Source organism: Vibrio sp. SS-MA-C1-2, from assembly GCF_021513135.1.
In the GTDB taxonomy this organism is placed as follows: domain Bacteria; phylum Pseudomonadota; class Gammaproteobacteria; order Enterobacterales; family Vibrionaceae.
The window spans coordinates 2,693,035-2,716,573 of the sequence record NZ_CP090981.1 but is presented as its reverse complement, the minus strand read 5'-3'; the positions used below and the strand labels follow the sequence as shown (position 1 = coordinate 2,716,573).

At 38.3% G+C, this 23,539-nt stretch carries 18 protein-coding genes, 1 tRNA gene and 2 pseudogenes; 14 read left to right on the top strand and 7 right to left on the bottom strand.

What is annotated here, in order from left to right:
• The 4 genes and pseudogenes from tolB to nadA all read left to right on the top strand — a co-directional run bounded on the left by tolB (window position 1) and on the right by nadA (window position 4,029).
• A complete protein-coding gene (gene tolB, locus L0B53_RS16655; protein WP_235060714.1) occupies window positions 1–1,353 on the top strand; it encodes a Tol-Pal system beta propeller repeat protein TolB in 1,353 nt (450 codons plus the stop codon).
• A gap of 26 nt (window positions 1,354–1,379) precedes the next feature.
• Window positions 1,380–1,904, top strand: coding sequence for a peptidoglycan-associated lipoprotein Pal (gene pal / locus L0B53_RS16650; RefSeq protein ID WP_235060713.1), 525 nt, complete (start codon window positions 1,380–1,382; stop codon window positions 1,902–1,904).
• Between the two features lie 75 nt (window positions 1,905–1,979).
• Window positions 1,980–2,704, top strand: a pseudogene (gene ybgF / locus L0B53_RS16645) (tol-pal system protein YbgF).
• A gap of 263 nt (window positions 2,705–2,967) precedes the next feature.
• Window positions 2,968–4,029 (top strand): quinolinate synthase NadA, encoded by a 1,062-nt coding sequence (gene nadA, locus L0B53_RS16640; RefSeq protein WP_235060712.1) that lies wholly within the window; start codon window positions 2,968–2,970, stop codon window positions 4,027–4,029.
• Between the two features lie 162 nt (window positions 4,030–4,191).
• On the opposite strand, the pseudogene L0B53_RS16635 reads toward nadA, so the two are convergent.
• Window positions 4,192–4,772, bottom strand: a pseudogene (locus tag L0B53_RS16635) (UPF0149 family protein).
• Window positions 4,773–4,998: 226 nt separating this feature from the next.
• Between L0B53_RS16635 and L0B53_RS16630 the strand changes: the two are divergent.
• From L0B53_RS16630 to L0B53_RS16600, 7 genes are all read left to right on the top strand, one after another.
• Window positions 4,999–5,086: transfer RNA gene (locus tag L0B53_RS16630), tRNA-Ser, on the top strand.
• A gap of 175 nt (window positions 5,087–5,261) precedes the next feature.
• Entirely contained in the window at window positions 5,262–5,993 is a 732-nt protein-coding gene (locus tag L0B53_RS16625; RefSeq protein WP_235060711.1) for a DUF2796 domain-containing protein, read from the top strand.
• A 338-nt stretch (window positions 5,994–6,331) separates the two neighbouring features.
• A complete protein-coding gene (locus L0B53_RS16620; protein ID WP_235060710.1) occupies window positions 6,332–7,042 on the top strand; it encodes an ABC transporter ATP-binding protein in 711 nt (236 codons plus the stop codon).
• Window positions 7,039–8,298 (top strand): ABC transporter permease, encoded by a 1,260-nt coding sequence (locus tag L0B53_RS16615; protein ID WP_235060709.1) that lies wholly within the window; start codon window positions 7,039–7,041, stop codon window positions 8,296–8,298. Before L0B53_RS16620 ends, L0B53_RS16615 begins: the two co-directional genes overlap by 4 nt.
• A gap of 1 nt (window position 8,299) precedes the next feature.
• Window positions 8,300–8,791 (top strand): DUF3299 domain-containing protein, encoded by a 492-nt coding sequence (locus tag L0B53_RS16610; RefSeq protein WP_235060708.1) that lies wholly within the window; start codon window positions 8,300–8,302, stop codon window positions 8,789–8,791.
• A 425-nt stretch (window positions 8,792–9,216) separates the two neighbouring features.
• Complete coding sequence (malX, locus tag L0B53_RS16605; RefSeq protein ID WP_235060707.1) at window positions 9,217–10,743, top strand: maltose/glucose-specific PTS transporter subunit IIBC; 1,527 nt, start codon at window positions 9,217–9,219, stop codon at window positions 10,741–10,743.
• A gap of 231 nt (window positions 10,744–10,974) precedes the next feature.
• Window positions 10,975–12,120, top strand: coding sequence for a MalY/PatB family protein (locus L0B53_RS16600; RefSeq protein WP_235060706.1), 1,146 nt, complete (start codon window positions 10,975–10,977; stop codon window positions 12,118–12,120).
• Window positions 12,121–12,180: 60 nt separating this feature from the next.
• Here the strand turns inward: L0B53_RS16600 and L0B53_RS16595 are convergent, their stop codons facing one another.
• From L0B53_RS16595 to L0B53_RS16575, 5 genes are read right to left on the bottom strand one after another with little or no spacing between them, the layout of a single operon-like run.
• The gene (locus L0B53_RS16595; RefSeq protein WP_235060705.1) at window positions 12,181–12,471 is read right to left on the bottom strand and encodes a putative quinol monooxygenase; all 291 of its coding nucleotides are present in this window, start codon (window positions 12,469–12,471) and stop codon (window positions 12,181–12,183) included.
• A gap of 47 nt (window positions 12,472–12,518) precedes the next feature.
• The gene (locus L0B53_RS16590) at window positions 12,519–13,733 is read right to left on the bottom strand and encodes a hypothetical protein (RefSeq protein WP_235060704.1); all 1,215 of its coding nucleotides are present in this window, start codon (window positions 13,731–13,733) and stop codon (window positions 12,519–12,521) included.
• Window positions 13,734–13,736: 3 nt separating this feature from the next.
• Window positions 13,737–16,283 (bottom strand): hypothetical protein, encoded by a 2,547-nt coding sequence (locus L0B53_RS16585; protein WP_235060703.1) that lies wholly within the window; start codon window positions 16,281–16,283, stop codon window positions 13,737–13,739.
• A 36-nt stretch (window positions 16,284–16,319) separates the two neighbouring features.
• On the bottom strand, window positions 16,320–17,042 hold the full coding sequence (locus tag L0B53_RS16580) for a lamin tail domain-containing protein (protein WP_235060702.1): 723 nt from the start codon (window positions 17,040–17,042) through the stop codon (window positions 16,320–16,322).
• Window positions 17,043–17,089: 47 nt separating this feature from the next.
• Window positions 17,090–17,650: a hypothetical protein gene (locus L0B53_RS16575; RefSeq protein ID WP_235060701.1), complete on the bottom strand. Its 561-nt coding sequence runs from the start codon at window positions 17,648–17,650 to the stop codon at window positions 17,090–17,092.
• Between the two features lie 426 nt (window positions 17,651–18,076).
• Between L0B53_RS16575 and L0B53_RS16570 the strand changes: the two genes are divergently transcribed.
• On the top strand, window positions 18,077–19,330 hold the full coding sequence (locus tag L0B53_RS16570) for a hypothetical protein (protein ID WP_235060700.1): 1,254 nt from the start codon (window positions 18,077–18,079) through the stop codon (window positions 19,328–19,330).
• Between the two features lie 338 nt (window positions 19,331–19,668).
• Entirely contained in the window at window positions 19,669–21,501 is a 1,833-nt protein-coding gene (locus L0B53_RS16565) for an ABC transporter ATP-binding protein (RefSeq protein WP_235060699.1), read from the top strand.
• 151 nt (window positions 21,502–21,652) lie between these two features.
• Here L0B53_RS16565 and L0B53_RS16560 read toward each other — a convergent pair whose 3' ends face one another.
• Complete coding sequence (locus tag L0B53_RS16560) at window positions 21,653–22,549, bottom strand: LysR family transcriptional regulator (RefSeq protein WP_235060698.1); 897 nt, start codon at window positions 22,547–22,549, stop codon at window positions 21,653–21,655.
• A 234-nt stretch (window positions 22,550–22,783) separates the two neighbouring features.
• On the opposite strand from L0B53_RS16560, the gene L0B53_RS16555 reads away from it, so the two are divergent.
• Window positions 22,784–23,503, top strand: a complete 720-nt coding sequence (locus tag L0B53_RS16555; protein WP_235060697.1) for an SDR family oxidoreductase — start codon at window positions 22,784–22,786, stop codon at window positions 23,501–23,503.
• Window positions 23,504–23,539 lie beyond the last annotated feature (36 nt).

Sequence of the window (23,539 nt, the reverse complement as noted above, 5' to 3'; positions counted from 1 at the left end):
ATGATAAAACGTTTTATTTATCTGATGTTATTTACGTTGTTGACAGTCTCTCAAGCTGCAAGAGCGGAATTAGAAATTGTGATTACAGAAGGAGTTGACTCTGCTCGTCCTATCGCTATTGTTCCTTTTCAGTGGAGCGGTGCAGGGAAGTTACCTCAAGATGTGTCAAAAATTATTAGCTCAGATTTAACTCGAAGTGGGCAGTTTAGTCCAATTCCTGTTAGTCGAATGCCTGAAACCCCTTATCCAAATCAAAATGTGGATTTCAGTGCATGGACAGCTATGGGTATTGATGCAGTATTAACTGGCTCCATTAAGCTAAATGCTCAAGGTCAATATGTTATTAATTATCAATTGATTGATACCGTTAAAGGTCAACTTAGCTCTGGTAAAGGGAAGGGTGTTGATGCGTCTGGACAATTAATTATTGATAAAAGTTATTTAGCATTAAATAAACAAGCGATGATATCTAGTGATCGCTTGCGTCAATATGCTCATCGTATCTCCGATCTTGTTTATGAAAAACTAACTGGTCAACGTGGTGCCTTTTTAACGCGTATCAGCTACGTTGTTATTGATGATGCTGCTGAATACCCTTATCAGTTACGTGTAGCCGATTATGATGGTTATAATGAACGATTAGTTTTACGCTCTAAAGAGCCATTAATGTCACCAGCTTGGGCTCCAGATGGTAAGCAATTGGCTTATGTTAGCTTTGAAAATCGTCGAGCTCAGTTATTTGTTCAAGATCTGTTCACCGGTAAGCGTGAAATGGTTGCGTCATATAAAGGTTATAATGGCTCACCTGCTTTTTCGCCTGATGGTAAAACCTTATCATTTGTATCTTCAAAAACTGGAAGTTTACAAATTTATACATTAGATTTAGCAAGTAAAAAACTGACTCAAATTACCCGTGGTCGCGCAAATAATACTGAACAGTTTTGGGATCCTGACGGTCAATCGATGATTTTCACTTCTGACCGTGGTGGCAACCCACAAATTTATCGTGTAAATCTTGCAGATAAACGTGTACAGCGTGTGACGTGGCAGGGAAGTCAAAATCTAGGTGGGCAATTGACACCTGATGGCAAATATTTAATTATGGTTAATCAGACAAACGGTAGTTATAACATCGCAAAGCAAGATATAAAGAGCGGTGCGGTACAAGTCTTAACCAAAACAAGATTGGATGAATCACCAAGTTTAGCGCCAAATGGCAGCATGGTGATTTACAGTTCCGTATACGGTTCTGGTAATGTTTTATCATTAGTATCCATTGATGGGCGATTTAAAGCTCGTTTACCAGCAACAAATGGTCGAGTAAGATCACCATCTTGGTCACCATATTTATAAGCATCGTTAAAATAAAGGAAAGTAATATGCAACTTAATAAAATCGTAAAAAGTCTAGCTCTAGCACTACCAGTTCTAGCATTAGCTGCATGTAGCTCAGATCAAGCAACAGATCAAAGCGCTGCAACTCAAACTACAAATGGTGGTCAATCTACAGTTGTAACAACGCCTGTTGACAATGCAACTTCTGGTATGACTGAAATGGAACAGAAAGAGCAGATGCTACGCCAAGAGCAAACGGTATTCTTCGCATTTGATAACTCTGAAATCAGTGCTGATTACCAAGCCATGTTAGGTGCTCATGCTGCATACTTACGTGATAACACAAACGTTAAAGCAGTTATCGAAGGTCATGCCGATGAGCGCGGTACACCAGAATACAACATTGCATTAGGCGAGCGTCGTGCGAAAGCGGTATCTCAGTATCTTCAAGGTCTAGGTGTTCAAGCTAGCCAACTTTCTATCGTAAGCTACGGTGAAGAGAAGCCACTAGTTATGGGCCACACTGCAAGCGATTACGCTAAAAACCGTCGCGCAGTTATCGTATACTAATCCTTTTTACTAGCAATTTTTTATCATCATTTGATTTAAAGTCATTAGTATAAAAGTAACCGAAAGGTATTAACTATGAACAGTAACTTCTGGCGTCGAACCATGCTAGTGTTACTTGTGAGTGCAGCAGCTCCTGTAGCTGCTGCTCCTGCTCCAGTCAGCGATCTCTCTTCAGGCTCTACGTCGATTGAAAAGCTTGAACGGCTTCTTGATGCCCGTAATCAGATGCAAATAGAGATGCAGCGTAATCTTGATCAGTTAGGTCAAGAGATGGATGAGTTACGTGGGATTGTTGAACGCAATAGTCACGACATCAGTCAAATGGTAGAGCGTCAACGAGAGCTTTATCGAGAACTAGATGCACTCTCAAGTAAACCAGCAGCACCTGCTGCCACTGACACTCAAACCGATCAAACCTATTCTGCGGATGTGAGTGAAAACCAAGCTTATGACCATGCGGTCAATCTGATCTTAAAAGAAAAAAATACGATCAAGCGATTGTCCAATTTAATAGCTTTGTTAAAACTTACCCTCAGTCAAGTTATACCCCCAATGCGCATTATTGGTTAGGTCAACTCTATTTCTCTAAGAGTGACTTAAAAAATGCAGAAGCGAATTTTAAAGCGGTTGCAGCTGTCGCTAAGTCTTCGAAGCGTGCCGATGCATTGTTAAAATTAGGTATTATTGCTGAGAAAAACAGCGATAAAGTAGCAGCAAAAAACTATTACCAATCGGTAGTTAATGAGTATGCTGATACATCAACAGCGCAACAAGCTAAACAAAAAATGAATAACCTATAACTCTTCTTACTTGCTTTGCTTACTTGAAGTTACTGAACTTAAGAGAGCTAAATTGCAGTTAGGTGGATAAATTGATATTAAAACTGAACCCAATAGATGACGCTTTTTTCTAAATAGCTTATCATTGGGTTTTGTTCTTTTTACTTGTTCGTCAGAATTAAAAATAATAAGCACTAACATACAACTTTAATGTAACTCTTTTATACCTAGCAATGCCAAATATGTAGGGTATACATTAACAGATGGAAACTGTGAGAATAACCATGAATACAATCTATGATCCAAAATATGCTGTTTACCCATTTCCTCCGAAGCCGGTAAAGCTAAGTGACGCTGAAAAGCAGCAATATAAAGAGAAAATTAAAGCATTATTAGTTGAGAAAGATGCCGTATTGGTGGCTCACTATTACACTGATCCTGAAATTCAAGCTTTAGCAGAAGAGACAGGTGGCTGTGTTGCTGACTCTTTAGAAATGGCGCGTTTTGGTAATCAACATCCAGCAAAAACATTATTAGTTGCTGGTGTTCGTTTTATGGGTGAAACCGCTAAAATTTTAACACCAGAAAAAACCGTGTTAATGCCAACGCTAGAAGCTGAATGTTCTCTTGATCTTGGTTGTCCGATTGATGAGTTTAGCCAATTTTGTGACGCTCACCCTGATCATACCGTTGTTGTCTATGCCAATACGTCTGCTGCGGTTAAAGCACGTGCTGATTGGGTGGTGACTTCAAGTATTGCTTTAGAAATTGTTGAAAGTTTAGATGCTGAAGGTAAAAAAATCATTTGGGGCCCCGATCGTCATTTAGGTAGCTATATTGCCGATCAAACCGGTGCAGATATGCTGCTATGGCAAGGCGAATGTATCGTTCATGATGAATTTTCTGCTCGTTCATTGATGGATCTAAAGGCCGTTCATCCTGATGCCGCAATTTTAGTTCACCCTGAATCACCTGCAAGTGTGGTTAAGATTGCTGATGCTGTGGGTTCAACCAGTCAATTAATTGCCGCAGCTAAATCGCTACCTAACCAAAAATTGATTGTGGCGACCGATCGCGGGATCTTCTACAAAATGCAGCAAGAAGTACCAGAAAAAGAGTTAATGGAAGCGCCAACAGGAGGGAATGGAGCAACGTGTCGTAGTTGTGCACATTGTCCTTGGATGGCGATGAATGGCTTGAAAGCGATTGAAGCGGCATTAAGTGAAGGTGGACAAGAACATGAGATCGAAGTCGATGATGCTCTTCGTGTTAAGTCGTTAATTCCGTTAAACCGTATGTTAGATTTTGCCGCTGAGTTAAAATTGAAAGTAAAAGGTAACGCTTAATTTTAAGTCTCTCTGCGTCTCTTTTAAATGTGTTTAAGTGATAGCGAGTCATCGTAAGATCGAAATAAAAAAGCAGCAGTTGGAACATATTCGTGTTATCAACTGCTGCTTTTTATTTATTTTAAACTAGATTTCGAATAAGAGAGAATGCGACTGAGAAATTTATTGATTTGCCTCTACACGCTCAGCAGCACGAATCGTGATACCTGATAGCATGGTTGGCATCGCTTGGTAAATTTCTTCAAGTTGTTCAAAACCTTCTAGACCTTGTTGTGCTAAAGTCGTCATCGCGGTTTCAGGATCAAACAGTAAGCTGACAGATAAAATCACACCACCTAGCAGGGCGCCGTCTTCACTCTCTTCAGGTAGTGTGGTTTCCCAATCATCGCGAGCTAATTGCCAGCCTTGTAGAATACCTTCACAAAAGTCACGACAAGCTTGATTGACGATTTCAGCATCATCCAATTGACAACCTTCAGGCCAGACCCAAGAACCATCAAGAAGTGATGAGCGCGCTTGATTCCACAGATTCACAATAGTTTCTGCGAACGCTTCAAAATCAGCAGCTTCATTAAATGGTGGCGTTTCATCCCCCCCCCCCATAAAAAAGCGATCCACTCAGATGGATTAATCATTTCAGGTGCAGCCGCCATTGCGGTCACAAAACCGGTGATTTGATCCTCAGAGAGTAGGCGATCTTTTAATTCTGGTTGTGATAAAATTTCTGATAATGGAGTTGGCATTCACTTGTCTCATTGTTGTTTTTGGTTATTCTATCAGTTTATCTCTGAGATAGAAGAGGGTTTAAGCGTCAAACCTTCTTCACTTTGGAGAAAATGATAAAAAACACCTTGAGCTTAATGCTTTTTGTTGATCAATTAATCAAACGATTTGTTTTTTAATGATATAGCTTGACCCTCTGTAAAGATATCACTATAGTAACGCCTCATTCGCGAACAGCGAATATTCGGTGAGTTGTCCGAGTGGCTGAAGGAGCACGCCTGGAAAGTGTGTAAGGGGCAACCCTTCGAGAGTTCGAATCTCTCACTCACCGCCACATTTAGAACCCCAGTATCTTTATCAATTACTTTTAGTTGATACAGATACTGGGGTTTTTTGGTTTTTGGTATCTCTGAACTTAAGTCGTACTTTTGTCAGTCAATTTTACTTTCCTCATGGTATTAAATTGTTATAATATAACAATAGTAATTTTTTAGCACAGGGAAAACATCGTGAAAAACCTTCATAAATTAACACTTTTAAGCTTATTAACAGCAACAACCGCGGTTAACGCGGAAGAATTTATCCAGCACGATGCTCATGTTCATGGTCATGTTGAGTTGTATGCTATTCAAGATAATAATCAACTGCTACTTGAGTTTAATTCACCAAGTGCTGATATCATTGGTTTTGAGCATGCGCCTAAAAATAGTGATCAACAGACAATTGTTAATAATGCCGTTAATCTCCTTTCTACGCCTTCATCGATTGTTTCTCTAACCAAGAAAGCGAATTGTGAAGTGATTGGTAAGCAGGTTATCTCTCCATTTGATCATGACGACCACGCGGATCATGATGAGCACGAGCATGACGACCACGCAGATCATGATGAGCACGGGTATGACGACCACGCAGATCATGATGAACACGGGCATGACGACCACGCAGATCATGATGAGCACGGGTATGACGACCACGCAGATCACGATGAGCACGGGCATGACGACCACGCAGATCACGATGAGCACGGACATGATGACCATACAGATCACGATAGCGGCCATAGTGCATTCTCTGTTCAATACACTTACCAGTGTGACAATATCGATGCATTGACAGAGATCTCTACCCAGTGGTTTACTCACTTTACCAATACCAAAGAGATCAAAGTGACTTATTTAGCGGGAACTAAGCAGTTACTTAAAGAATTAACACCGACAAACTCAACACTTTCTATCAAATAGTGTATTTAGTGTAAAATTGAGACTTAAGGCTACGGAATGCTTAATTGAAAGATTGATTAATCCAAGCAGGTCTGTAGTTTTAATTAGCTATACCCTTCTTACTTGAAGTTGCTCGGTTGTTGGCTACGCTCGTTCGCCCCAATTATATAGAAAACCTATATTCATGGGGCCTCATTCACTTGCCATCTACTAGCAACGCCAATTACTTTGAGTATAGTGTTTTAAATGGTTAAAACTTTAGCTAATTAAATTTCATATAAAAAGTATTAAATAATAGCGTTCAATTAATACGTTAACGAAAGATTAATTGAACATTTAATGACCAATGATTGAGTGTTATGACCAATAAATCAGAAGAAAATAATATTGCGGTTCTGGATAATGTGACTTTTAGATGGGCAAAAAATAGTGCTCTGACATTATCGATTCCCTCTTTAAATATTAATAAAGGAGAGCTTCTTTTTATTAAAGGCGCAAGTGGTAGTGGAAAATCCACCTTATTGAGCCTATTAACGGGAATCAATCAGCCCGAAAGTGGGTCTATCTCTATTCTCGGGCAGGATTTAACGCGATTGAGTTCAAGTCAAATTGATAAGTTTCGCGCTGATCATGTTGGTTATATATTTCAACAGTTTAATTTGTTGCCTTATCTTTCTGTTATTGAGAATGTGGTTCTATCTTGTCAGTTTTCCAAGAAGAGAAAAGCCAGTTGCAATCGTTCCCCAAAAGAGGATGCGGCAGCACTTTTAACCCAACTCAATATTCCTGCTGATCTTCATCATAAAAAGGTAAGTGAAATTAGTATTGGTCAACAACAGCGTGTTGCTGCGGCTCGATCTCTATTGGGTAAACCATCATTGATTATTGCTGATGAGCCAACGTCTTCTCTTGATCACGATAATCGAGTTGCATTTATTAAAGTGTTAATGGCTCAAGTCAAAGAGGTGGGAGCAACGCTGATTTTTGTTAGTCATGATTCCACGTTAGAGCCCTATTTTACTCGCAGTCTCTCTCTTTCAGAGCTAAATCGAGCAGGAGATCTAAAATGAGTACGCTATTACAATTAGCATGGAAGAGTTTGCTGAATCGTCGAGCAACCGCCATTTTAACTATTTTAACGGTCGCGATTTCGGTTGTATTGCTATTAGGTGTTGAAAAGATTCGAACTGAAACCAAAAGCAGTTTTGCGAATACGATCTCTGGTACCGATCTGATTGTGGGCGCTCGTTCAGGCCAAACAAATCTATTGCTCTACTCTGTATTTCGTATCGGTAATGCCACCAATAATATCGATTGGGCTAGCTACCAACACTTTAAACATCACCGTTCAGTAAAATATACGATTCCTATTGCATTGGGCGACTCCCATAAAGGATTTCGTGTGATGGGAACCAATCAAGACTACTTTAAATACTTTAAGTTTGGTAAAAAACAGACGTTAACATTTAAAGCAGGAAAGCCGTTTAATTCTCTGTTTGAGGTGGTTATTGGTGCAGATGTTGCCAATAAGTTGGGTTATAAAGTGGGCTCAGAGATTATTATTGCTCATGGTTTAAGTGATGTGGCATTTAGTCGTCATGATAATTTACCGTTTAAGGTTGTGGGAATTCTTAATCCAACAGGAACCCCTGTTGATAAAACAGTGCATGTCTCTTTGCAAGCGATTGAAGCGATTCATGTTGGTTGGGAATCGGGAGCGAAATCTCATGACACATTGAGCGCTGAACAGATGCTAGAGCAGCAACATCAACCAAAACAAATCACTGCCTTTTTTGTTGGTTTAAACTCTAAGTTTCAAACCTTTGCGCTACAACGAGAAATTAATGATTACCGTAAAGAGCCGTTAATGGCAATTTTACCAGGAATTGCGCTACAAGAGTTATGGGGCATGATGGCAGTCGCTGAAAAGTCATTGACGGTGATCTCGATATTTGTGGTCTTTACTGGGTTACTCGGTATGTTGAGTAGTCTACTGACGAGCCTTAATGAACGCCGCAGAGAGATGGCGATTTTACGTTCAATTGGTGCGCGTCCTATTCATATTTTTACTCTGTTAATGAGTGAAGCATTTTTGCTGACCGCAATTGGGCTGATTTTAGGTACAATCATTCTATATGGTGGTTTAGCATTGGTTAGCCCATGGATTGCCGCAAACTACGGAATTAACATTACACTGTCTGCTCTGTCACTTTATGAGATGAAACTGATTGCAATGATTCTATTTTCTGGTGTAATCATCGGAATTATTCCTGCAATAAAAGCGTATAAGAATTCACTGTCTGATGGGATGACAATTAAGGTATAAAATGAAAAAAATAAAATATATATTAATGAGCTTTTTATTAGTTTGGGGCAGTGTTGCTAAAGCAGAGCCTTTACTTTTAGATTGGTTAGATTTAATTCCAGAATCAGAGCAAAAAAGTGCCGATGCAAATGGCATTTTACCTGCTGATCATTCTGGCTCTGCTGCTCAACAATCGGTTATGTTGTGGGATGTTAGAGAAGAACTTAATGGCAGTGAAGTAAAAATCCCTGGTTTTGTTATCCCTTTAGAAGGGGATGATAAAGTGATCACAGAGTTTCTATTAGTGCCTTACTTTGGTGCTTGTATTCATGTTCCGCCACCGCCACCTAATCAAATTATCTATGTGAAAATGGAAAAAGGTGCACCGATTGCCGAGTTATGGGACGTGATTTATGTTGTTGGCACATTAAAAACAGAAACGCATAATAATGACCTAGCTGAGACTGGATATTTGATCGATGCAACACGTATTGAAGCGTATGACGACATGTAATTTGTCGCTCTAAACGTTTAGCTTTATCTTCGTTAAATTTGAAACTGTAGGTTGTTACCTTCATTCATTAGCCCCAGTTATATAGCACATCTATACTCATGGGGCCTCACTCACTTGCCGCCTACTAGCAACGCCAATTAATTTTAGGTATAGGCAATTTACTTATGTGTCGCAGTAGGCGAACATACTGAAGAGTAAATTGCCTTTTTAAAAAGAATCGTCCTCTTTATCCCTTAGACGTCAATAATGTTTTATTTTTTATAAAGAATATTCCTGCTTGTGTTCACCTCTCATAATTGCCTTTATTTGTGACAAGTAGCCCAATCCTTTAATGTAAAATATGTAATTTATTGCACTCACCTAGATGCTTATTGTATTAATAAATAATATTTATTAATTATATTATTTAGTTAAAGGGATTTTTTATGAAAAAACAGACTGCTTGGGGCTTTTTTCAGTCTCTAGGTAAAACCTTTATGTTACCTGTTGCGCTGCTTGCGTTTTCCGGTATTTTATTAGGTATAGGCGCAGGCTTCAGTGGCTCCGCAATTCAAGAGACTATTCCATTTTTATCCGCCCCTTGGATCCAAGCTATATTTACCTTTTTTATTAAAATTGGTTTAGTCGCCTTTATCTTTTTACCTTTACTTTTTGCTATCTCTATACCGTTAGGTTTGGCAACGGAAGATAAAGGTGTTGCTGCAATGTCAGGCTTTGTTGGCTATGCCGTAATGAATCTTTCAATTAGCACCTATTTGTCTGTTTCTGGTGGAATTGAAGGTGCGACGATTAAAGATATTATCGGTATTAATACGATTGATACCGGTGTTCTTGGTGGTGTTATCGTCGGTATTATTGTTTATAAATTGCATGAACGTTTTAGAGAAATAGAGTTACCTGATGCTTTTGCGTTCTGGGGCGGTTCTCGCTTTGTACCGATTATTACAACGATTGTGATGTCAATTGTTGGTCTTCTTGTGCCTTTAATTTGGCCACCAATTCAAGGTGTGATTAACTCAATCGGCATGTTAATTGGCCACGCTGGTGCATTTGGCCCCTTTATTTTTGGCGCAGGTGAGCGTTTACTTTTACCATTTGGTCTTCATCATATTCTTGTCGCTATGGTTCGCTTTACTGAAGCCGGAGGTACACAGGTTATTGATGGAACGACAGTATCTGGCGCATTAAATATATTCTATGCTGAATTAAGTGCAGGGCTTCCTATCTCTCCAACAGCGACTCAGTTCCTTTCTGGCGGTAAGATGCCAACGTTCTTATTTGGTCTCCCTGCTGCTGCGTTTGCCATGTATCAGTGTGCAAAAGAGAAAAATAAGCCAGCAATTAAAGGACTGATTATTTCTGGTATTATTGCATGTGTGATTGGTGGTATTACTGAACCGATTGAATTCTTATTCCTATTTATCTCTCCAGTTCTATTTGTTATTCATGCCATTTATACTGGACTTGGTTTTATGGTAATGAGCTTATTAGGTGCAACAATTGGTAATACCGATGGCAACTTAATTGATTTCTTCACTTTTGGTGTACTTCAAGGCACTCAAACTGGTTGGTTGAACCTACTTTTGGTTGGTCCTATTTGGGCTGCGCTTTATTACTTTACGTTCAAGTTTGCGATTTTAAAGTGGAACTTAATGACTCCGGGACGCTCTGATGATGAAAGTGGTGTTGAGGATGCTAAAACGATTAAAGATGCAGGTAATCTAAAAGCGAAGCAATTCATTGCTGCGTTAGGTGGTGCAGAGAATATTACCACGTTAGATAACTGTATTACTCGTCTACGTATGACCGTTGCTGATATGAGTAAAGTTGAAGAAGATACCTTGAAAAAACTGGGTGCGTTAGGTGTTGTTATTTTAGATGAAAATAGCCTACAGGTAATTATTGGCCCTCAAGTTCATGTTCTTAAAAATAGCATGGCGAAACTAGTTTAATACTAAAGGTGTGACTCAAATAAGAGAAGGATATTCATCCAGAGAGTATAGAAAAAGGAGCTAAAATAGCTCCTTTTTGTTTTATTTAGTAATTTGAAGTGGGGTATATACCTAAAATAATTGGCGTTGCTAGTAGGCGAACGAGCGACGCCAACAACCTAGCAGCTTCAAGTATGAGGGGGATAGTTATAGGATACTCATCTTCAATAATAACAATATAAAGGTAAAGAAATGTTCAATAAAGAAGTCGATAGAAAAGGAACATATTGCACTCAGTGGGATTATGTTCAAGACCGTTTCGGTAAGGCCAATTTATTACCTTTTACCATTTCGGATATGGATTTTAAATCACCACAAAAAATTATTGATGTCGCGGTTAAACGTTGTGAGCATGGTGTTTTTGGTTATTCTCGTGCTAATCATGCAGATTTCCAAGGTAGTGTGACTGCTTGGTATCAGAATCGTTTTTCGGTATTACCTCAATTAGATGAAGTTGTTTATTCTCCTTCAGTTATTTATACCTTAAGTAAATTTATTGAATTAAAATCTCAACCTCAAGATAAAATTGTCGTGATGACCCCCATGTATGATGCATTTATTAAATGTATTTTTAGTTCAGATCGTCAATTAATTGAAAATCCAATGACTTTACATGAAGGAGAGTGGACGATAGATTTTATCGACTTAGAACATAAATTTAAACAATCTGAAATTTTTATATTATGTAACCCACAAAATCCTACAGGTCGCGTTTTTACCATTGATGAAATGGAAAAAATCGCGAATTTGGCTGATAAATATAATGTATTTGTTATTTCCGATGAAATTCATATGGATATTATTCGTCGCAATAAACATATTCCTTACTCGAAAGTGAGTTTAAATAATCACTATATGATTGCTTCTTCGGCATCAAAGACATTTAATATTCCAGCATTTGGTGGCTCTTATGCCATTATACCTTCTCAACAAGATCGTGATAATTTTGCCACGATGATGAAAAATCGAGATGGCTTAAGTTCTCCAACTATTTTAGGCGTCTTAGGAACGATAACTGCGTATAATGAATGTGAAGATTGGCTAGCAGAATTAAACGATTATTTGAATGAAAATTTTATGAAGCTAAAAGAACAGTTAAATGAAATGGGGATTGAGTATACGATTCCTGATGGTTCTTATTTAGCATGGATTTCCATTGAGCACTTAGCTATTTCTCAACAAGAGTTACAGGAAAGGTTGATTGAAAATGGCGTTGCGATTATGCCGGGAAATACTTACGGCGAAAAGTATAGTAACTACATCCGTCTCAATTTAGGTGCACCTTGGAGCAAAATAGAGCAGGGTATAAAAGCGCTAAAATTAGCGATAGTTGAATAATCGATTTAGAAAACTTGGAGCTGCAGTGTATTTTACTGCAACTTCAAGCTTGATAAGAAATTAGCTAATTTGAGTCAATTCATTAATCGTAAATGAGAGCGTTTTATCCTTAGTGGCTGCTTGATATTGTGCAATGTGTGAGTTAGCAAGGTGTGTTACTAAATGTTCTTTAGATTGCCAATTTTCATAAAAAGTAAAATGAGCCGGATTCTCATTATTTTGATGTAAAACATACCCTAAACAGCCATCTTCTTTCAAGGTTGGCTCAACGAGTTTTAATAGCTCTGATTTGACCAATTCGATAGCATCATCTTTCGCCACAATATCGGCAACAATCGTTAAGTGAGGCATAATTTTCCTTTATTGAATTATTTTAAGCAGTAGAGCTTAATTGTAGCTTAAGGATCAATATAAAGGGTAGCTAAAATCACATCACTGTATTTATTTCCACCTAACTTGTTTTTTTGTGGTTGAGTTTTGATTAAGCAATTGAGTTGAAAGGTGTGTTTATATTTTTGGTTATTATTACTGATTTTCACTTTATTAAATGCTTTAAAATCAAATTTAGCTTTTTTTGTTAACTGTTCATTGCAAATAGTATAGGGGATGCGATCTTTCAGTTTACTGTTATATAAAACACCTTTTGGTTTCCCCACTGATTCTAATGTCATGTAGTCAAATTTATTGGTACCGTTAACCAGAAAGTAGACCTCTTTTTGTTGAGCTTCGATCAAATTACCGAGTTCAACATTAGCGCGAGTTTCACCAGATTGATGACTTTTTTCAGTTGAAATGGTTAAAGAGGGACGATTTGGATCTTGATGATTTATTATCAAGGTTATGAAGCTATTGATGTTAGTTTTATTTAACCGACTTAAACTTTCTCTGCTTAAATTTAAGCTTTTGACATAATTGACAACTTGACTGCGCGTTAAGCGTTCCCCATTTTTTGGATCACATAGATAGAGAGTGGTGCTAAAGCGTTGCTGGGAACACAGTTGCTGCTTTAATTGTGCACGGTTATCTGTTGATAGACGACTATTAACCTTTCCTGCACCGACACTAGATGCAAGAGATAGGCTTAAATATATTTTCCCTTGATACTGCTCTTTAGGGATTTGATCTTTCTTTACTGGTGAGATGACTAAATTGAAGTGAAAAGGGCATGTTAAATTTGCGCCCTGCAACTGACAATGTTTGCGGTTAGTCTCCCCTAAATAAATAACAGCGACAGAGCGATTAAAGGGAAGTTTATTACCTTGTTGTACCGTGTAAAGACGAAATGCATTACTATCGAGATCGCTAAGGTCTGGGTAAGCTTTTGAGGGCTGATTTAAATTTTGTATTTCAATTTGAAAGAAGCAAGAAGATAAGCCAGGATCTGAATATCCTTTGCCTTTTTTAAAGGTCACTTTACCCGAATAAGATTCTTGGTACTCTTGATACCATTCTCGTCCTTCTAATGTGATTGTTTTTGAGTGCTTTTTGCTACCGATGCCTTCTAGTATCTCAATGCTTTTAATGGTTAAAATCGGTTCGCCACTCTGGTTTAGGCAAAGTGCTAAAGAGAGAGGGGAAAAAAGTAGAGATAATATAATGCATAGTCTTTTCATTTTTTACTCCTCATCCTTGAGAATGATAGTACCAAGAAGCTTAATTGCATCATCGCCTTCTTTTATATTAATTGGCTGAGAACTTAGGTTACTATTATTCATTTTAATCTGCCATTGACCGGCATAAAGCCCCTTTAAACTGATCGTACCATCTTCGCCACTAAAAAAGAGGATGGGTATACTATCGGGAGTATCTAGGTTGAAAAATTGACCCGCTTTGAGCTGAATCGGTTGATTATCGTTATCAACCAACGAGGCTAAAATAAAGAGCGATTTTTGTTTGTTGAGCTGAATATGTGTACCTGCGGCATAGCGGTTTTTAACCACAAACTGAGTATTAGACAGTGAGGATAACACTTCAATATCATTAGATGATGCACGATAATCCATCGCTTGATAACTCGGTGAGTCAGGAATAATTGCCGGGCCAAAGTGGTCAATCTGCGTTCCGGTATCTAACGTGATTTTATTATCAAATCCATCATAACTAGAGAAGAGAGTAAAGCTATCTTCGATTGGTTGACTTACGCCCCACTCAGAGTCGACAAACACAATGGCACTCTCAAGGTTAAACGCTAAACTGGTGTCTTGGCTTTCTGTTTTACTCAGTTCTGTTTCAGTAAATAAACGTCCAGACCCATAATCACCCCCTAATGTTAGGTTATTTTTTCCGTCTGTTTCACCATGTGACAATTGGATTTTATTCTCCTGTATCCCTTCTTGATACGTTCTACTTAGTAATGTTCGGTGGTTATCGTGGTCTTTAATGTCACTTTCGACACGATAACGTGTAAATATCTCTTCTTGGTCGTTATATTCATAAGCGGTACGGAGGTATTCTGATTCAGAGTCATATTCACTTGAAGCGTAGTGAGGTGATTGCAAAGGTTGCCATTCGACGCGTAATCCCCATACATGTTCATCAATATCGCTGTCGGTATAACTATATCTAACAGAGAAAGTCCAACTCTCTTGTTGATGTTGAAAATTGGCTCGATATTGATTTGAGATAGGGGTGATATTGTCATGATATTGCGTGTGCAACGTATTTAAGGTGACTTGGCTGCTTGAAGTGATACCGATAGAGAGGTAGGGCTGAATAACAGATTCAATTTTACTGGCAAAAAGTTCAGACTCTCTTGCATCCGTATCATTATAGTAATAACTAGTTTGGTAATTTTCATTGTAATACTCAATACTCATCCCGTAGGTGAGGTAAGTTGAATCAAAGGTTTGGATTGGCGTAAATGTCGTATCGCTGATTAACTCAAGCCGAGTTGCCCAACCGTAGCCTAAATAGTTATCAAAACTATTTGAAAAATCAAAGGTGAGATAACCAATGTTAGTCCCCACTTGCTGGATAGCACCGACAACCGCAAGGCGCTCTTTGAGTTGGCTATAGGTATTTAATGTCCACATATCATTGATGCCATAGCGATACGAACCAATAATTGCGGCATCTTGACTTTCAACTTCATCGACGGTTGTTGCATCAGCATATTGGAAACCTACTTTAAAATCGTATTCAAATTGGTTATTTTCAAGCATATCATCTCGTTGATAATAGGTATCTTCAACACGGTTAAAGCTGCCATCACTTCCTGTCGTATCTACACGAATAAAGTTAAGTCCCGTCTCCATCGGAACCCCTTTTAATTGATAACGACCCGCTGGCAAAGTGGCTTGATAGGTAATCTCATCATTAACAAATAGTTGTATTTCACTGGTTATTGGCAGTTGAAAATTATAAAAAAAGTTGGATGTTTTACCTTCTTTGTTATTGGCCATGGTTGTTCTTCTATTAATGCCAAGCCCAAGGATCTTATCATCAAAATTAGCTGCAATGGGGGTCGGGGATAGTTGCCAATCACTATTTAAGGGATGCAGTTCTCCAGCAATGATATGAGCATTCAATGTATCGTTAGGATAAATAACTCGAGCGGCAGTGAACTGATAGTCTTTTTGTTTATCGTTGCTATTAATGCTGTTTTCGATCTGGTAAATAAATTCATCTAGATTGATAGAGGCATCGATCTGTTGGTTGCCACTATAGTTGCTCCCTTGTTGTTGGTTATTTGAATAGAGATTAACAAAGCCAGAAGTTGAGCTGGAGGTAAAGGCTACATCTTGACTCTCTTCGGTAAAATAATTGAGGGTGAGACGTTTACGTATATCCGGTGGTGTTGTTATTCGAGTCGTGAATGTTGCTTGATCAAATGCGACTCTAAAGCCTCTTTCTTGCATAATATTGAGGTTGAGTTTATCACCATTGATCCAAGTTTCAGGGGCAGAAAAGCCTTGGGTTAAATGACGTTGAATTGTCGGCAGTAGTGCATTAGGAAGTGTGATTTTTTTATTAAAACTATCCCACTCAATATTGAGTGACTCCTCTTGGGAACCATCAATAATCAACTGACTATTGATGGTTTGAGTCGAAGTGGTAATATCAATTCCAAAGGCTAAGCGATACATTTCTGCTTTATCCATGGCTCGACTGTTTACAGAAAAAGTTAACAAGAGTGTTAAGATAATGAATCTCAGTATATCCATAAACTGCTTAGAATTACCGTTGAAGATAAAGCATTCCTATTGAACTTGAATTACTTTTTTAATTGTAATTTTATTTATGGTTTTAAATTGGTTGGAATCTATATTTACGGAGATATCTCTAACCTCACCCGCCAATAAGTTAGGTCTGTTCATTAAGCCGACACTATTTTCATCATCAGTAAAGGTACTAATTAACGCTTCTTTACCATCAATATCGAGAATGATGCGATCAGCGATGATCCCTCTATTACCTTTATTATCAACTGTTAATGTTAACTGCTGTTTTTTTTCTTGCCATTTAAAGCTGTCTAATTTGATATTTGCTTTTGCATTTTCTGGGCGGATATAAATTGACTTTACCATTGCAAACATCACATTAAGAGCGGGTGCATCACCACTGTTAAATTGAATCGGAACTTGTTTTGCGACGACTCGAAGTGGAACCTCTGTTTTGGGCATTTTATTGCTATTCCAAACTAAGGTGACCAACTCTGTGCTATTTGGACTAACGATGATATTTTGTGGGAATGCAGTTACCAGAGGGTAAGGCTTTGAATAATCTTCAACGCCAGCTTGGTTAAATGTACGTTCAAACACTTTTACCTGTAATGCAATGGTTTCATCACCACTATTAATAATAGAAACCGCCATCTGCTTATCATTAACTGAAGAGTAGATGGGATCTTCGATTTCAACTTGAAACGCATTGATCGAAAAAGAGCACAACAGTGAAAAGAATAAAAATAGGCATCTGATCAAAATAGCCCCCTATAAAATTGATTTAAATATCATTAATAATGTGAAAATTAATTCTGTTCTGCAATCGTAATGGTTAAGGTATCGTTATAAGGGTCTTTTTGCTGTAATAATTGTTTTTTTTCTAAGTTTGTTACAAAAGACAGATTAATTTCTGCATTTTCAGCTGGTTGTTGTTGATTGCTGGTGTGCATAATACGTAATGCCTGACAATCCCCGCTGCCAGAACCTATTTTATTAAATATGCATGGTTGAGCTGAAGGCAGTGCTGTAAAAGCGCCCCATTTATCGTCATTTTCTGGTGTCATGGAGACAGAGTAAGAGACGGTTGTTTGTCCGCTTTGTAATCCGCGATTACTACTTGATAACGAAATGATTAAATTTGAAGCAACGGTACTTGAAAAGGTTAATGTGGAATCGGAGGAGCTCGCAGTATTAACTTCGGTTCCTGATGTTAGTCCTAAAGAGACAGCATCACTTGACGATTGAATTGAATAGGCTCCATCAATATTGGCATTGATATCTAAAGTCGCAGTGTGTTGGTCATTACTTAATTTGGCTAAAGCGGTGGAGCTTAATAGCACTAAACTCGTGACTAATAATTTTTTCATTTTCGTTCTTCTCTCTAAATACTATTATTTAAACTTAGAGGAGATCTATTATTATTCAAGAGTGATTCTAAAAATCATATTATACTCGTCTTACTTGAAGTTGCTGGGTTGTTGGCTACTCTCATTCGCCCCAATCATAGAGTACACCTATACTCATGGAGCCTTACTCACTTGCCGCCTACTAGCAACGCCAATTACTTTGAGTCTATCCGGCCAATTTAAAAGTAATCCTCTGAAACTATAATCATTTTTGTTTGTTTATGATTTTTATTGAGGTTTTTACACCAATATATTCTCCATATACCGCACAATTAGTTTATGTTTATGGTCAAAAGCATTTATAATATAAATTATTCAGTATTGATAAAATTGAGTTATCAGTCATTTTTGATCAATATGATGACATCAGACTAAAAGGGATTAGTGATGAAGAATAAATATATAATAACACTGATTTTTATTGGTCTTTTGAGCGGTTGTGCTTCAAATGAATCAGCAAATCAGTCTGCTCAGCCACAAACAAATTTAGAATTAAGTCGTTTTGATTCATTACAGACGCGATTAAATAGTGTGACGGATAGCTATAGCGAAAGTGATTTAGCGTGGTATGCCAATAAAAATTATAAGGCGATGACGTCTGCTGTAAATGATGCGCTTGATGCTTATTCTGAGTTTGAGCTAGAACCAAATAAAATCAATGATTCGGGTTTCTTCTCGAGTAAAACGTATGGTGAGCAAGTTGAAGAGGCATTAAATAACTACGATATCGCTTTCCAGCAAGCCAAGATAACGAAGGCCAGAGTCAAATCTGTGTTAAGTGTTGCCTTTGATAACCGTCAATATCTCTATAGTACGAATGCAGCTCATTACTATCCAACAGAAGCGAGAAATGTTGAGTTAGCGCTAAAAAAAGTGGTTGATTATGTCGCGGTAACCAAAACGAAAGAAATTGACCCTCAACGAATTAAAAATCTCGAACAACAACAACATAATCTTGAGGTTAAAGCGGTCACTGCAAACTATTTAGGAACAGCAATTAGTCAATACAATAAGCAAAAAAGTCGACGTTATAATAAAGATACACCGATTGTTTCAGCTAAAGCAGGAACATTATTATCACAAGCAGAAAGTTTTGTAGAAACTCATCCTCGTGACTACATTGAAATTGAGAATAAAGCTCGATTAGTCAACTTTGCTCTACAGCGTGCAGATGTGATGACTAAACAGGTGAGGGAATTGGCGAATTTGTCTGATGATCAATTGGAAAATTATTTATTGAAACTTGAAACATCGCTTTATCAAATTTCAACGGCAACCGGTGTCGGTGATCATCGAGATCAACGTTTAACGGATCAAGCGGGTATCATTATTCATGCGCTAACTGAGAAAAATGGAGAGTTAGCATCAGATGTTCATCAATTGAATCAACAGTTGGATAACAATAAACAGAAGCTAATCTTGACTGGACAGCAAATTGATACCTTACAACATGAAAATAAAAGTTTACGTTATCAGTTACAGCAGGCGGGAATCGACTTGCCAGAAGCGTCGACGCTTAAGCCACATGTAGCGCCAACAGCAGAAGATGATCACGTTCAGCGTGATCAATCGTCTGTTGAAGAGCGAAGTACTAAACCTGATGATAATCTACAAAAGGCAACGGAAAACACGCAGCATTAATATACCTTTCATACTTGAAGTTGCTAGGTTGTTGGCTGCATTTGTTCACCCCAATCATATAGTACAGCGATACTCATGGGACCTTACTCTCTTGCCGCCTACTCGCAACGCCAATTATTTTAGGTATCTATTGTCTTTACGTACTCCATCGAAGGGAAACATAGATGGAGTGCGATCACGTTCTTATCTAAACAATAAATCTATTTATCGCCCCCTTCATATTTGAAATTGTTAGGTTATTGTCTTTATTCGTTTACCTATTATTTCAATTTAATTGAGTATTATACGATTTTAATCGTTATAATCTCACCCAAAACAAACCCTCAATAGGAGATGATGTGTTTAAGTTTTTTGAAAGCCTTACCAAGGCGTTTCCCAAGGAAGAACCAACCCAACCGCCAAATACTTTAGTTGCATTCTGCCTCTATTACACCCGTGGGTTTGGTAAAATGTTGATGGTCATGGCTCTTTTAAGTACCATTATTGCAATTATTGAGGTTTCATTATTTGGCTTTATGGGACAACTGGTTGATTGGTTAAGTAACAGTTCACCAGAGACCTTTATTGCTGACAACTCAACCAAGCTCATTTATATCTCCATTATTTTATTGGTTGTGATGCCGTTATTGATTGCGCTTCATTCGCTGGTGGTTCATCAGTCTTTGCTGGGCAATTATCCAATGTCGATCCGTTGGTTAGCTCATCGCTATCTTTTGAAGCAGAGCTTACACTTCTATCAAGACGATTTTGCTGGACGTATTGCCACTAAAGTGATGCAGACTGCATTAGCGGTACGTGAAGCGGTGATGAAAACCTTGGATGTCTTTGTCTATGTGGGTGTTTACTTCACCAGTATGTTGGTGATTTTAGCGGATGCTGACTATCGCTTAATGTTGCCAATGCTAGTCTGGCTTGCTGCTTATGTGGTTATTCAGCTCTACTTTGTACCTAAACTAAAAAATGTTGCAGCGAAACAAGCCGATGCCCGTTCATTAATGACGGGGCGTATTGTTGATAGCTATACCAATATTGCGACGGTTAAGCTTTTTTCTCATTCTAGTCGTGAAAGTGATTATGCCGAGAGAGGGATGAAAGGCTTTTTAGGCACCGTGAATGCGCAAATGCGCTTAGTCACCGCATTTAATATTTGTGTCGAAATTGCAAACTACCTTTTAGTCTTTAGTATTGCTGCGATATCTATCTATCTTTGGTCTGAAGAGGCGATCACTATTGGGTCGATTGCGGTAGCAGTTAGCTTAGCACTACGTATTAATGGGATGTCTAAATGGATCATGTGGGAAGTCAGTAGCCTGTTTGAAAATATCGGTACTGTGATGGATGGAATGAGTACCATCTCTAAGCCTATTGTGATCCAAGATAAGCCTCAAGCGCCTAATCTAAACGTAGATAAAGGTGAAATTGAGTTTAAAAATGTCGACTTCCATTATGGTGATAAGAATAAAGGGGTCATCTCTAATTTAAACCTTAAGCTTAAAGCGGGTGAGAAAGTGGGCATTGTTGGTCGTTCTGGGGCGGGTAAATCGACATTAGTGAACCTGTTACTGCGCTTCCATGATATTGAAGGTGGCGATATTACCATTGATGGTCAATCAATCAGTGGTGTTAATCAAGATTCGCTACGTAGCAAGATAGGTATGGTGACTCAAGATACCTCTCTGCTTCATCGATCTATCGGTGAAAACATCAAATATAGTCATCCAGATGCGACGGATGAAGAGCTCTTTACGGCAACGAAACAAGCTCATGCGGATGAATTTATTGCCGATCTTTCCGATCCTCACGGTAATACAGGTTATGATGCTCAAGTCGGTGAACGTGGGGTTAAGCTTTCTGGTGGTCAACGTCAGCGTATTGCAATTTCTCGAGTGTTACTGAAAAATGCGCCAGTGTTGATCTTAGATGAAGCAACATCTGCACTCGATTCTGAGGTGGAAGCCGCGATTCAAGAAAGCTTAGATGAATTAATGGAAAATAAAACGGTCATAGCCATTGCTCATCGTCTTTCTACTATAGCTGCCTTAGATCGCTTGATTGTGTTAGATCAAGGACAAATTGTTGAGCAAGGGACTCATGAAGAGCTGTTAAAGAATAACGGCATTTATGCGCAACTTTGGCAGCACCAAACGGGTGGATTTATTAAAGATCAGTAATCATATTCCTAACAAGTTCAAGTAAGAAGGGGATATTTAAGGTCGCTATTCTCAATCAATAAATAAGTAAATAAGTAAAAAAGTATAAATAAAAGGTTAGATTTAATGTGATAACGCATCCATTGAATCTGGCCTTTTTTATTTGGTTAACTCACTCATAGCGAGCAAAGTTATCGATAATAAATTGAATAAATAACTTAAGGCGCTCAGGCTGATAAGGGTCTCGTTGATAGACCAGATAAAAAGGGGTGGCTGGGATCTGCCACTTCTCAAATACAGATATTAACTGCTGTTCTTTTAGCTCGTGTGGACAATAAATTGTGGGTAAACGGACAATCCCGCGATGCTGTTTGGCACTATTTAGCATTGCTCGGCCACTTTTACAGCGGAAAGTACCTGAGATGGGGATATCAACTTCTTCATTATTATCTTGATGATGAAACGTCCAGTGCTGTACGGAACCAGTAATACATTGATGTAAGGTTAACTCTTTGGGGTGGCTTGGACGCCCATGCTGCTTGAGATATTGGGGTGAGGCTAAAGTATCAATCGTTAAATTAGTCAACTTACGAGCAATAAGACTTGAGTCTTCTAATTTCCCCATTCTAAACACCAGATCAAAATCATCATGAATGAGATCGACACGTTGGCTACTAAAGTCTAGATTGATTGAAATATTAGGATAAACAGCTAGAAAATCATTGACCAATGTAGTGATGATCTCTTCACCAATATAGCCACCCACACTATTAATATTAATTGATCCTTGCATGGCATTACCACTATTAATGGTATTAAGTATTGCGTGATCAATCGTTTGTAGCGAGCCTTTACATTGAGTATAAAACTCTTTTCCAGCGCTGGTTAAGCGTTGAGCTCGAGTCGTTCGTGACAGTAAGCTTACCCCTAAATTAGCCTCTAACTGATTTAATTGTTTAGATAACAAGGAGCGAGAACAATTAAGAATGGCTGCTGCTTTGGTAAAACTCCCTTCCTCAACTATAGTAATAAACAGTGAAATATCGTTAAGGGTGACGTTATGTTTCATTGATACCTTTCCTTTGTTGTTAAAAAAGTATGAGGAGAATTTCATCCTATTTTATTTGTATATATTTGTAAACAATGTTGTGAATATGACGCTATATATCAACAATGAGTTAGCAGTTAATATAGCGTTATTGAAGAGGCACTCAGGCGACTATTGATATTTGAATGTAGTTCCGTTGCTTCTTAGGTAAATCATCTTTTGTTTTTATAATCCATTTCGACAAGTGAGAAAAATATGAAAAAGTTAATTGTTATTACAGGCGCAAGTTCTGGTATCGGTGAAGCAATTGCAAAGCTATTTAGTGCTGATGGTCACCCGCTTCTTCTTCTTGCTCGTCGTGTTGAAAAATTAGAAGCGTTAAATTTACCCAATACGCTTTGTGAAAAAGTAGATGTGACAGATAAAGCGACATTTGAAGCTGCAATTGCAAAAGCAGAAGCACAATATGGCCCTGTTGATTGTCTCGTTAACAATGCGGGTATGATGCTATTAGGTCAAGTCGATACTCAAGAAGCATCTGAATGGCAAACCATGTTTGATGTGAATGTTATCGGCCTTTTAAATGGCATGCAAACCGTTCTTGCGCCAATGAAAGCGCGTAACAGCGGCACAGTCGTTAATATCAGCTCTGTTGCTGGGCGTAAGACCTTTGGTAACCATGCCGCTTATTGTGGTACTAAGTTTGCTGTTCATGCAATTTCTGAAAATGTTCGTGAAGAAGTCGCAGATTCAAATGTTCGTGTGACCACGATTGCTCCTGGTGCAGTTGAAACTGAACTACTTTCTCATACGACTTCAGATGATATCAAAGCGGGTTACGAAGCATGGAAAGAGAGCATGAATGGCGTTCTTGTTGCTGATGATATCGCTCGCTCGGTTGTTTTTGCTTACAACCAGCCACAAGGTGTCTGTATTCGTGAAATGGTGATAGCGGCGACTCGTCAACAACCATAAAAGATAAAAAGTTGTAAACTAAAAAGGTTTACCATG

Excerpts from the sequence above, each read along its gene's own strand:
- tolB (WP_235060714.1), top strand. The coding sequence starts at position 1 with ATGATAAAACGTTTTATTTATCTGATGTTATTTACGTTGTTGACAGTC.
- pal (WP_235060713.1), top strand. The coding sequence starts at position 1,380 with ATGCAACTTAATAAAATCGTAAAAAGTCTAGCTCTAGCACTACCAGTT.
- nadA (WP_235060712.1), top strand. The coding sequence starts at position 2,968 with ATGAATACAATCTATGATCCAAAATATGCTGTTTACCCATTTCCTCCG.
- L0B53_RS16620 (WP_235060710.1), top strand. The coding sequence starts at position 6,332 with ATGACCAATAAATCAGAAGAAAATAATATTGCGGTTCTGGATAATGTG.
- L0B53_RS16615 (WP_235060709.1), top strand. The coding sequence starts at position 7,039 with ATGAGTACGCTATTACAATTAGCATGGAAGAGTTTGCTGAATCGTCGA.
- L0B53_RS16610 (WP_235060708.1), top strand. The coding sequence starts at position 8,300 with ATGAAAAAAATAAAATATATATTAATGAGCTTTTTATTAGTTTGGGGC.
- malX (WP_235060707.1), top strand. The coding sequence starts at position 9,217 with ATGAAAAAACAGACTGCTTGGGGCTTTTTTCAGTCTCTAGGTAAAACC.
- L0B53_RS16600 (WP_235060706.1), top strand. The coding sequence starts at position 10,975 with ATGTTCAATAAAGAAGTCGATAGAAAAGGAACATATTGCACTCAGTGG.
- L0B53_RS16595 (WP_235060705.1), bottom strand. The coding sequence starts at position 12,471 with ATGCCTCACTTAACGATTGTTGCCGATATTGTGGCGAAAGATGATGCT.
- L0B53_RS16590 (WP_235060704.1), bottom strand. The coding sequence starts at position 13,733 with ATGAAAAGACTATGCATTATATTATCTCTACTTTTTTCCCCTCTCTCT.
- L0B53_RS16585 (WP_235060703.1), bottom strand. The coding sequence starts at position 16,283 with ATGGATATACTGAGATTCATTATCTTAACACTCTTGTTAACTTTTTCT.
- L0B53_RS16575 (WP_235060701.1), bottom strand. The coding sequence starts at position 17,650 with ATGAAAAAATTATTAGTCACGAGTTTAGTGCTATTAAGCTCCACCGCT.
- L0B53_RS16570 (WP_235060700.1), top strand. The coding sequence starts at position 18,077 with ATGAAGAATAAATATATAATAACACTGATTTTTATTGGTCTTTTGAGC.
- L0B53_RS16560 (WP_235060698.1), bottom strand. The coding sequence starts at position 22,549 with ATGAAACATAACGTCACCCTTAACGATATTTCACTGTTTATTACTATA.
- L0B53_RS16555 (WP_235060697.1), top strand. The coding sequence starts at position 22,784 with ATGAAAAAGTTAATTGTTATTACAGGCGCAAGTTCTGGTATCGGTGAA.